An 11,465-nucleotide genomic window follows, 5' to 3' on the forward strand; every position below is an offset into this window, starting at 1 on the left:
TTCCCGCACCTTCTTCGCTCGCCGCGTCCCGCTCATTCCACGACCCGCCAGCTGATCTCGATCTCCGCGTCGGGCTCGGCAGCCGCCAGTTCGGCCAGGTCGGCGTGCAACTCGGCCAGCGCACGGGAAGCCGTGGTCCGGCCCCCGCCCGAGCGGCGTCCCGCACGTCGTCCGCTGTCGGTGCCAGGGTGGGTGGAGGGCACGGGCGGCTGGCTGGTGTCGCTGTTCAGGCTGATCGCGTCGGGCTTGGTGAGAGGTTCGGTCGGCGTGGGCGCGGCGTACGCCCGACGCGGGTCGGTGGTGTGTGCCTGGCTGCGCTCGATGACGGCGACGATGGACCGCCGTGCCTCCCGCAGCGCCTCCTTGAGGTCCTTGGTGCGCTGATCGACACGCGCCGCGCCGCGCAACTCCTCCAGCACCGCCTCGCCCTGCGGCCCGTAGTTGGGCGCGAGCTTGAGCATGTCCCAGGCCGCGGTGGCCAAGGCAGCCGCGACGGCCTCGGCCTGCTTGATCGACGCACCGTAGCGGCTCGTCGGCACGTCGCCGAGATCGAAGCCGGCGAAGGCGGAGATGACCTGCTTGGCCGCCGCGGAACCGCCGGCCGCGCCCTGATCCAGCCCGCGCAGTTCGTCCAGCAGGTCCCGGGCCCGGCGGGCGATCGCCAGTCGGCCGGACTCGTCGGTGCCGTCCAGGCCGAGCAGCGTCGCGTGCTTCTCCAACTGCGCCACCAGATCGGCCGCGTGCGGCTGGTACGTGCGGGCCCGCTCCGTGATCCGCCGGGCGAACTGCCCGACCATCCGGCCCCTTCGGAGCCTGGGCGGCTCCTCACCGAAGATCTCCCAGTAGTGGCGTCCAGCCTCCTCCCAGACGTGTTCCTCCGGCAACGGCTGGGAACGCAGGGCGTCCTGCGGCTTGATCGCCGACAGTTCGGGCGAGGGATCGAGCAGCGCACCCGCCCGTACCCAGACCCGGTCGTCCATCTCCGCGTACGACGCGATGACGAGGTTGGCGAGGAACGGCTCCAGGCCCATCGGCGCGGGACGGTCGATCCACTCGGTGAGCCGACTGACACTCAGATCACCGGGGCCGGCCTCGCCGCGCGCCTGGAGGGCGAAGTGCTCCGGCCAGCGAGTGGAGAGCCGGAAGTACGCCTCCTTCTGCTGGCCGAGACCCAGCGGAGTGGCGACGCGCCGCATGAGGTCGCGTTCCTTGCCCGGGATCTCCGCCTGCCGGTCACCGGCTTCTGAGGCGTCGCGGATGTGCCCGAACACGGTCCGCGCGTCGGCGAGTTTGACGACGGTCCCCGTGCCGTCGGGGTCGAAGTCCGGGTGCGCGGGGAACTGGTGGGCCAACAGCTTGCCCGCCACGTGCCGGACCGCGTCATGCAGGGACTGCCCGATGGAGACACGCAGATCCGGCACGTCGGGCAGCGGTTCCAGGTGGCCGTTGAAGTCCGGGTTCACATCGCCGGGCTTCTTGGCCGCGAGGCCGTAGGCCTGCTTGAAGGCCGCCTTCACGGTCTTGGTGAGCGTCTCGCGCTGGTCTTCCAACAGCGCCTTGGCACGGGCCCGGTTGTCGGCGTTCAGATGCTGGGCGTAGCTGGTGTCGAAGCGCCGCTGGTCGGCGAGTGCGTAGTGGATGACGACCAGCCGCTGGAAGTCCTGGAAGCGGCCAGTGGACAGATGCGTGGGAATCCACCCCACGGTCCGTGGCCGATTGCCGGGAAGACGACGGAGGTCGGCCATGCGGTTGGCGTCCTCGCGCGGCCCGTACTCGCCCTCGTCGTAGGGCAGATCGATGATCAACCGCCACAGCCCGTCCTGGCTGGGGGCGAACTCGTGGTCCTGCAGGTCGTCGTGGTCGGCGATGTTGCCGAAGACGACCTCCACCGTGCGGTTCGAGCCGCGCCAGACGAACTTCAGCTCGTCCGCGGTGAGCCGTTCCTGGAGGTCGATGCCCAGCTCTTCGGCGAGGAGTCGCTTGGCGAGAGAGCGGCGGTTGGCTCGGTTGTTGTTGACGTTGGCATTGGCGATGACGGAGTCCACGTCCACGCCGGCCAGCTCGAGCCGTACGCCCGGGTTGGCCTTGGTCCCCGTGGGCTTGATCTCCGCGAAGCGCGACGCCCACTCGTCGACCTTCGACTGAATGGCGCCGACCTCCGCCCCCGGGATGGGGGAGATGACCGAGCCGTGGTTGAGGGCCGCGAGCCGCCGGATGGTCAGGTCCCGCAGCGCGGGCACGCTGGGCGCCAGCGCGGACAGAAGGAGCGTGCACATCAGCCGGTCGTCGCCCACGAACGCCTTGCACCGCTGGATGAGCCCCTGTTCAGTCACGGTCTCGCGGCGGTGGCGGTAGCGCTCGATGTCCTCCTCGGTGACGTCGTACATCGCCAGGAGATAGGGCCGCAGCTTGGTGCGGTACAGCTTGTCCGCGGCCTGGAACTCCACCTTCAGGCTGTCGACGAAGGGCCTGTCGCCCCCGTCCGCGATGACCGGGTAGAGGTCGCCCAGCGGGATGAGCTGCTCCAGCGTCGCGTCGTCGCGATGGTCGGCCAGCAGCTGGCCCATCAGCTTCAGACCGGTGCGCGAGCGCTGCAGCGCCGAGGAGATGTGGACCAGCGTGTCCATGAACGAGGGCGAGAAGGGATACGTCAGCCGGAACGACGCCTCGTCGGCACCGGTCGTCCCCTCGTCGGAGCCCAGCAGCACATCCCACACCTGCGGCCCGACCCGCTTGATCTTCGCGAACGCCGCGTCGAGCTTGGCGGCTGCCTCCGCGTCCTTGGGCTTCAGGAGACGGGCGTGGGCGATCTGCGGGAGGTTCCGGTCCTCCAGAGTGATCTTGTCGAAGCGACCGGAGGCCAGGTTGAGACTGTCCTGGATCGCTGTCTCGGCCGCCCCGGACACCTCCTGGCCGACCAGCTCCCGCAGGTCGCGCTGCCGTGCGATGAACGACACGATCGGAATGGCGCGGCGCGAGTCGGCGCCCTCCACGAAGTTGGTGATCTTGTCGGCTTCGCGGGAGACGAACTTCTGGTCGTGGATGCGGTTGGCGAGCCACAGGATCAGCTCGTCCATGAACAGGATCAGCCCGTCGTACTTCAGCGACTTCGCATGCTCGGCGATGACGGCGAGGCCGGCGTCGAGCGAGATGAAGCCGTGCTCGTCCTCGGCGGCGTTCTTCGCGAAGCCGGGGAACCAGCTGGTGCTCGCGTCGTGCACCAGCTTGGCGCGCAGCTCGGCCGGGGTGGTCGGGTTGACCAGGTTGAGGTTGACCTCGGCGCCGTCCAGTTCCTCGGCGGCGAGAGCGGTGTCGAGGAGCGCCGGGGTCCAGGCGAAGGAGTCGCCCCACTCGTCGTCGGCATCGGCGGTTTCGTCGTCGGCCGTGGCTCCGGCGAGCCCTTCGATGAACTTGTCGTCGCCCATGCGATCCCTCAGCGCGCGGATGTCCGCGAAGAGGGAGTCGGTCCGGTAGACCTGCGGAGTGGGCGCCTCGGGGTGCAGCGCCTTGACATGACTGACGTACCCGCCGAGCACCCGCTGCTCCAGGGACTTGGCCCCGAGCATGTGGTACGGGACCAGCAGGAATTTCTTCCCGTCGGTGCTCAGCCATTCGTGCTTGGCCAGCACCGGATCGAAATCGGTCCGGGCGCGTGCGGCCTCGTCACCCCGGAGCAGGGCGTGCAGCACGGCCATGAAGTGCGACTTACCGGAACCGAACGAGCCGTGGAGATACGCGGCCTTCGACGTCTGCCCGTCCAGCGCGGTCTTGATCAGACTCAGCGCCTCGTCGAAGTTCTCGAGAAGACGCTCGGTGACGACGTAGTCCCGCAGCGCCCGCTCGGCGCCCTCCTTGGTGACGGCCTCGGCCAGCTTCAGGACGAAGTCGGACGTGGAGATGGACGTCTTGATGTCGATGACATCGCGGAGGAGGGGGGCTGTGGCGGCGGTCGGGGCCATCTGTGTCTCGCGTCTCCTGTTTTCCGTGTACTACGTCTACGTCCACCGGGCAGCGCGGCGCGTCCCCCGTCGACCGGGACGGCGAGCGATGCCCAGCACCGCACGCTGCCCCGGAGGCACCGTCCGCCGCTGTTCACACGAGTGGGGACGGCCTTCGATCGTATCGGGCGGGTCTGACATGGGGGAGGGAGCTCACGCAGCGGACCCCCAGGCCTCCATCAGCTGCTCGGGCCCGTACGTCGCCGCCAGCCCGTCCACCGAGAACCCGCAGCGGGAAACCGCGACCAGGGGAGTGTCCTCGTCGGCACCGGGCACGGCCAGGGCGTCACGAGCCAGCGCTGCCAGGGCACGACGGTCGAAGGAGCCGCGCTCGTGCCACTTGATCGAGCCGACGAACCCGATCTCGCGCGCCGGTGCCCGGTCTGCCCCCACGAGGTCGACCTCGGGGTTGTTGGTGCGGGGCCACCAGCCGCCCACTTCTCTCACGTGCGGCCACGTGTCGTCAGGCAGCAGCCGGGCGAGGGACTCCCGTACGACAGGTTCGATCGCCCGCCCGCGCCACGAGGTCCAACCGCGTTCGACCGCCTCGGCCACGATCCGGCTGCGCCCGCGCTCGATCTCCGGGATGCCCTGTTCCAGGAAGGCGAGCCAGAAACGGAGGTAGGGGTCGGCGACGCGGTAGCGACGGTCGCGGTCTCCGGGGTGGGTGGAGAGAGGGGTGTCGACGGCGATGAGCCGCTTGTCCGCGAGGGTGCGCAGGGCGGGGGTGAGCGAGCCGGGCGGGAGCGGCCGGTCGGCCGCCCCGGCTTTCGCGGCGATGGTCCCGAAGGTCCGCTCGCCGCTGCCGATCACGGACAGTACGTGCCTGGCCTGGAGGGCGGTCGGGAACTCGGCGGCGAGCGCCCGCTCGGCGGACACGAGGAGGGGGGAGGTGGGGTCGTCGAGGGCGCGGGAGAGGAAGTCGGTGCGGCTCTCGCCTTCCTGCCACTCCTGGCAGATCAGGGGCAGGCCGCCGGTGATCAGGTGGGCGTCGAAGGCGTCGGCGGCCGGGAGCCCGGTCATCGCCATGACCTCGGAGGGGGAGAGGGGCGCGAGAACCATCTCGACCCCTCGCTGATGGAAGGGGCGGCCGTAGGAGGAGAGCTGCTCCATCATCGCCAGATCGCTGCCGATCAGGATGAGCAGCACGGGCTTCCGGCTCAGCACCCGGTCCCACACGGTCTGCAGGGTGCCCTCCAGGACCGGATCACCTTCGAGCATCCAGGGCAGCTCGTCGAGTACGACGATGCTGGGGGAGTCGTCCGGGAGCACGGCTGCGAGCTGGCGCAGGGCGGTGTCCCATTCGGCGACGGTGGTGATGCCGGCGAGGAGGGTGGTGTCGGGCAGGGAGGAGTCCCGGACCTCGGCGAGGAAGCGGGCCCGTTCCCGTTGGGCGTCCTCGCCTCGGGTGGCCTGGTGGACGACGTAGGGCACCTGCGCGCGCTCACAGAAGAGGTCGACGAGCCGCGACTTCCCGACGCGACGTCGGCCGCGCAGGAGCAGGGCCCGGCCACGCTGGTCGCCTCGGCCGTCGCGGACCCAGGCGAGGTGGCGGTTCAGCGTGGCCAGCTCGGATGTGCGGCCTACGAAGCCTGGCATGGGTCACCTTTCGAGCTTGCTCGCGTTGAACATACTCAAGTGAACCATAGTATGGAGAATCCGAGTATTGAGTTGGTGACTGTGAGTGATGAGCGGAAGGGTGACGGAAGGCAGTGAAGGGCGGGCTGGCCTTGAGGTGGCTAGGTTCAGCTCAGGTGGGAGATGAATGTGCGCCAGGCGTGGGGGGCGAAGGCGATCACTGGGCCGGCGGGGCGCTTGCTGTCGCGGACGGGGATGAGGGTGGGGATGTTGTGGGCGACTTCGACGCAGTCGCCCTGTCCGCCGCTGTAGCTACTCGTCCGCCACATCGCTTCTACGCTCGGCGATATACCAGGCTTGTGGCTCATGACTGATACTCCTTGGCTACACGTTGGATCAGCGAGAGCGACTCCGCAGGCGGCAGTGCCCTCGTCCGCGCGTCGTCGAAGAGCGCGCGGTAGTGCGCGACTTCAGGCTCCTGCTCCATCCACATGTTGCCGGTCGGCGTCTCTGTCAGAACGAGGTCGAGCGATGCCATCTGCGGGAAGCTCAACAGCAGGTACGGCCCGAACATACCGGAGTGGGCCCCGTGCGAGAACGGCAGCACCTGAACGGTGATGTTGGGCTGCTCGGCGATACGCGCCAGGTGGTCGAGCTGATCGCGCATGACGCTTGGCCCTCCGACCTGCTGGTGCAAAACCCCTTCGGCGAGTACGGCCCAGAACTCCAAGGGGTCATCGCCGGTGAGCCGTTCCTGTCGGGCGAGCCGCACCTGAACGAACTGGTCGATCTCTTCGGCCGTCTGCCAGGCACGCGATGCGACCGTTACCGCGCGTCCGTACTCTGCGGTCTGCAAGAGCCCCGGTACCAACTGGACTTGGTACGTGCGAATGCTGTCGCAGATGGCCTCCATCTCGATCTGGTCGCGGTAGGTCTCACCGAGTACGGACCCGTACTGGTGCCACCAGCCTTGGCGACGTCGGCGATTTGCCGCTCGCGTGAGGACGGTGAGGCGCTCGTGAGTTTCGGGGTCAGTAATCCCATACGCGTGCAGCAAGGCGACTACATCTGGGGTGCGGACCAGGACTCGGCCGTTCTCCATGCGGCTGATCTTGCCCTTGGTGCAGTCGAGTGCCTCCGCGGCCTCGGTCGTGGACAGGCCCACTGCCTCTCGGTACCTGCGCAACTCGTCGCCCAGCTGTCGCCCGAGAACGGTGGAAGGTCGGTCGGTCGTACCGCGCATGCTCATGAGCTCTCTTGTAGCAGAGTCGCGTCCTCTTGCGTCTGGAGCTCACTCGAAAGGATGAGAAAGGCCTCAAGTTCACCTGTCAACGTTGCGAGTTGAGTCTCTGGGCGTTCAGTCTGATGAAGGAGCACGCAGCGCAAACCGAAGCTGCAATGCGGGGACTTCGCCACCGTCGTCGAACCCTCGGGAGTCGCCATGACCAAGCAGGCCAGCGTATCCATCAACGAGATCACCTGTCGGCTCCCGCGCAGTCGCGCCAGCGTTCCCCGGGCTCGCGCCATGCTGCACGCCGTACTCAGAAACTGGGGCGTTGCCCAGGACGTTTTGGACAGCGCAGAGTTGATCCTCTCGGAGCTGGTGACCAATGCGCTGCGTGTACGTGTGCCGAGTGACCGACAAGTGGGTGTACGGATCGCGCGGTTTCAGACGGACGGGCTGCTGCGGCTGGAAGTCAGCGACGCGGGCTCAGGCAGGCCTAAAGTGCAGGCGCCTGGTGACGATGAGACCGGCGGGCGCGGGCTGTTGCTCGTGGAGGCGTTGGCTCACCGCTGGGGAGTGGACGAGCGCGCGGGTGGGATCGGGAAGACCGTGTGGGCCGAGCTGAAGGCACCGGACCTCGTGGTCGAGCCCGTGGGGCGGGAGGTCGCGGCGGTCATGGTGCGACCTGGGCAGCGAGTGCGAGTGTTGGGTGAATGGCGCACTGTCCGTACGGTGCGCACTGAGCCGTACGCGGCTGGTGGACTCGCCGTTGTACTCGGACTGGACGAGGGCCCGGCGCTGCGGGTACACGCGGCCGAAGCGTTGACCGTGCGGGTCGATGGCGTGCCCTCCGCGCAGGAGAGAAGGGAGGGCACGCCGGGGTGATCAGCCCTTGGTCGGCTTCCCGGGACGCCAGGCGCGCAAGTCGTCGTCGGTCAGGCCGTGTTCGCCCTGCTTGGTCGCTCGGTAGCCCGCGAAGAAGGCCGCGGGGGAGCCGCCGTACAGGGCGTCGAACTCGTCGTGCCACTGGTTGAGCCAGGGCTGGAGTTCGAGGAGGCCGGCGAGCAGCGGGGTCATCTGCTCGTCGGACAGCTCGTCGTGGTTCGTGAAGTACGTGCTGAGGGCCTGGGCCTGCTCACGGTGGTCCCAGCCCGCCCAGCCGAACAGGTCCGGAGTGCCGGAGATCGGGCCAGTGGCGTAGGAGATGAACCGCTCCTTCGGAACGTCGAGCTTTCCACGGGCGCGCCAGTAGGACGGCTTGAGGAAGTCGGCAGACGTGTACTTCGGCGGTACGGGGATGGAGTCCCGAATCTTCCGCTTGGCGGGCTCGTCCGATGCGGCGTCTTCCTGACGCTGGAGATCCCAGACGTGCTCCCAGTCGGCGCGCTTCCTCAGACCGGTGGGCTTGTAGCGCAGGGCGGCGAGGAAGGGGACGTGCTCGTTGGCTAGGAGATCCGCGACGACGGTCGCCAGCTCCTTGCGGGGGGCGTACAGCTCGGCGACGGAGACGAAGTCCTCGTCGAGGGCGAGTGCGGAGGTGAGCTGAGCACGGGTGAGGACCGTTGGCTGGCCGTCCTGGAACCAGAGTTCGCGGTTCTCGATGCGGTCGAGCAGCCAGGAGCGCAGGGCCTTCTCCTGGAGTGCGTCCCAACCCTCCGTCGCCCAGCGGCGCTTGTACTCGGGGCGCTCGACCATGCCGATGGCGCGGGACGACTCGATGACGTCGATGCGCTTCTGGACGGTTTCCTTGTACGCGTCGGACCAGTGGTTGGGAAGTTTGGTGATGGGAGTGGACCCATGCCGCTTGAACCACTCGTCGGATGCCTCACCCTTCTCGACCCGCCGAGCGAGCACGATCTCGAAGGCCCGCTCACCGAGGGCGAGTTCGGGAACGTCGGTCTCGGGCGCGCGGAGGTCTTCGGAATGCAGGTTGTAGAGGGAGTACACCTGCCAGTCCAATTCCTCCTGGTGAGCGATCATGCGGGCGCGAATAGAATGCCACTTACCGCGAATATCGCGGAGAGCAGAGGGGGTGGGAGTTGTCTCAGTGGCAAGTGTTGACGGCGTGACCGCAATGAGCTGTTGTGCGAAACCGTCGAGGGTCGTCGCGAAAACAGTGGGGAAGGACCTAGGGAGTGGGAATTCCTGAAGCTTGGTCCCGGTGAAATCGTAGAAACGTTCCCAAGCGTCGCTGGTGAAACCTCCACCCTCGCCGCGAATGCCCTTGTCGTGACTCACCATCTTGAGCCAGAAGCATGCACTGGAGCTGTTGAGTACTCCGAGTAGCTGCAGGTGCTCCTCCTCGCTCGCTCCCTTCGGCAGCTTGACCACCGGCGCGGACTGCTTGAATACTTTTCCACCGCGGTCCAGCACGAAGTGGTTGTGCGTAGTAACAGACGGAAAGCTGATCGAAAGGGGTTCGCGGTGACGATCCGCAAAGAACATGCCTAGGTCGAACCAGCGGAGTCCGCGTTCTTCTGGGATCTTGCCGAAGTAGAGGCGTCGCCGCAGGTTGGTTCGATAGGGCCAGAGATAACGTACCGCCTCTGGGCTGAGCTCCCGTTCGCGACCGTCCCATGTTCTGGGCATGACTACGTACTGGGGTGAGCTGAAGGAGTAGTTGCGAACTTCGTCACCGTTAATGAGGTGAACGCAGTCATCCTTGAATTCGAGCCGTGACGACACTGCTTCAGGCACGAGGAATACGTCATCCTCGAGGGTAAGTGCTGTCATGCCAATGGCTGCCGACTTGCGCGCTAGGGGTTGCACCGAGTTACCGGCGAGCTTCTCTACCATTTCAAGGCCGCCGTCGGCCAAAATCCAAGGCTGTTTCCCGAAGTAGCGGGGGCGATCCAAGTCATCCACAGAGACCCATTGGCTGACGGAGCCCGGGTCGTCTATCTGCGCAACGATAGCTCGCCACACGTGTCCCCGTTCCGGGATCTCTGGGGCTGAAGGCTCGCCCTGAACGCTACGAACCGTACGGATGGTCTCGGAACGTCCACTGCCGATTCGGCGTTTGCCTACCAGAATAACAGTGGGCGTGCCATGTCCCGGGATGTAAGCCCCTGAGGTGTCAATAACCTCCGTCAGCTCAACCTTGTGCGCAAAGTACTCTTCGATCAGCTTGTTCCCGAACTCCCGCTTCATGAAGGAGTTTGCGGTGATCTGGCCGACCATGCCGTACCCTCGGCCATCAGGTTCTCCGACCTTCGCCAGCTGGAAGAATCGTTCAGCAAATGGAACGGATAGTGCATACTTTCCTGCGCAGGAGGCGTATAGGTCGCGGTACAACCCATTCAACTTCCTGTCCTTGACTGTGATGTAAGGGGGATTCCCCACCACTACGTCATACCGCCCCTGCTCCAGAATCCCCGGATGTTCATGCACGTCCTCCGTGGCGTACGCGAATTCTGCCAGCGGATCCCCCGAATCCTCGCCGATCAAAGTCAGTTCAAGCTGCCTGGCCTTGATCAGCGAGTCGCCCACCGCTAGATGGATCGGCCAGTCGTATCGCCCAGCCTCCGCTAGTGTCCGTACATCCGCCGCCGCCATCGCGGCGGTAAGCAGCCGGAACCGAGCAATCGCCACCGCAAACGGATTGACGTCCACCCCGTGCACGGAATTCAACGCATCCCGCACCCGCTCATGCACATCCCGCCCAGGTTCCCGCTCAGCCCAAAGCCGCACCATCCTCCGGAACGCGCCCAGCACGAAGTGCCCCGACCCACACGTAGGGTCGATCATCTTCAGCTCGCCGAAGCGCCCGCCCAACTCCCGCACCACCGGGTTCATCGTCCGGTCGAGGATGAACTCCTCCACGAACTCCGGCGTCTGGAGCAGCGCATACGTCTTCCGGGCCGCCTCCGACAGATCCTGGTACAGATCACCCAGGAACCGCGTGTCCCACCCCTTCGTCCCGTCCTCGTTCAGCGGGTCGGTGAAGTCGTGAACAAGCTCCCCGTCCTCCCGCCGCTCCCGCCAGAACTCCACCAGCGCCCGCGCCCCGTCGTGCGAGACCGGGATCTGGTACAGCGGGTTGCGCCGCTTGTCGAACAGCAACTTGCCGGCCTGCCCGGAGCCCAGCTCCGCGAACGCCCGCTCCAGCCACCCTCGGTACGTCGGGTCCTGCTCCTCCTCGACGTACTGCCGGTACCGGGCCTCCGCCAGATCCCGCCGCTCGGCATCCGGGCCCGTGAGGTACGGCTCCGGGATCAGTCGGTTGTCCTCGCAGAACCGTACGAACACCGTGCCCAGCACCCACGCCACCGCGACCTGCGTGACCCGCTCGTCCAGCCACGCGCTCCAAGTCGCCCCCGTACGACCGAGCTTGAACGCCTGGTCGTACTCGGCCCGCAGCCGCCCAGCGACCGCCTCCGCCGCCCGTACCCGCTCGGCACGCTCCTCCGGCAGCTCGGCCAGCCGTTCCTCCAGCCAGACCTCCCACTTCGGGCTCCCCTTGGGGTCGGCCTTCTGCAGCTTGCCGTACTCCGTGCGCAGCGGCTTGAGGACGGTCTCGCCGTCCCCTACCTGCTGGCCGAGGTCGACCTCGACCGCCTTCACCTGCTTGATCAGGTCCGTCAGCAGTGCCTTGGACTTGCGGTCGATCACTTGGTCACGTCTCCTGTCGTCATCCCCACCCACACGCGAGCGGCTCCGAAACA

General features: G+C 66.9%; 6 protein-coding genes. 1 reads left to right on the plus strand and 5 read right to left on the minus strand.

The window, feature by feature from the left end; translation table 11 throughout:
* Positions 1-32: 32 nt before the first annotated feature.
* The 4 genes from pglY to ACWD1U_RS06430 all read right to left on the minus strand — a co-directional run bounded on the left by pglY (position 33) and on the right by ACWD1U_RS06430 (position 6,825).
* On the minus strand, positions 33-3,959 hold the full coding sequence (gene pglY, locus ACWD1U_RS06415; protein WP_451104927.1) for a BREX-2 system ATPase PglY: 3,927 nt from the start codon (positions 3,957-3,959) through the stop codon (positions 33-35).
* A 192-nt stretch (positions 3,960-4,151) separates the two neighbouring features.
* Complete coding sequence (locus ACWD1U_RS06420; RefSeq protein WP_451104928.1) at positions 4,152-5,597, minus strand: ATP-binding protein; 1,446 nt, start codon at positions 5,595-5,597, stop codon at positions 4,152-4,154.
* 146 nt (positions 5,598-5,743) lie between these two features.
* Positions 5,744-5,905: a DUF397 domain-containing protein gene (locus tag ACWD1U_RS06425; protein WP_451104930.1), complete on the minus strand. Its 162-nt coding sequence runs from the start codon at positions 5,903-5,905 to the stop codon at positions 5,744-5,746.
* A 35-nt stretch (positions 5,906-5,940) separates the two neighbouring features.
* Positions 5,941-6,825 carry a helix-turn-helix domain-containing protein gene (locus ACWD1U_RS06430; RefSeq protein WP_451104932.1) on the minus strand — a complete coding sequence of 295 codons (885 nt, stop codon included), beginning with the start codon at positions 6,823-6,825 and terminating at the stop codon, positions 5,941-5,943.
* A gap of 192 nt (positions 6,826-7,017) precedes the next feature.
* Between ACWD1U_RS06430 and ACWD1U_RS06435 the strand changes: the two genes are divergently transcribed.
* Positions 7,018-7,686 (plus strand): ATP-binding protein, encoded by a 669-nt coding sequence (locus ACWD1U_RS06435; protein ID WP_451104934.1) that lies wholly within the window; start codon positions 7,018-7,020, stop codon positions 7,684-7,686.
* On the opposite strand, the gene pglX is transcribed toward ACWD1U_RS06435, so the two are convergent.
* The gene (pglX, locus tag ACWD1U_RS06440) at positions 7,687-11,412 is read right to left on the minus strand and encodes a BREX-2 system adenine-specific DNA-methyltransferase PglX (protein WP_451104935.1); all 3,726 of its coding nucleotides are present in this window, start codon (positions 11,410-11,412) and stop codon (positions 7,687-7,689) included. It abuts the gene before it with no gap.
* Between the last annotated feature and the right edge of the window lie 53 nt (positions 11,413-11,465).

Source organism: Streptomyces sp. NPDC002788 (assembly GCF_053592115.1).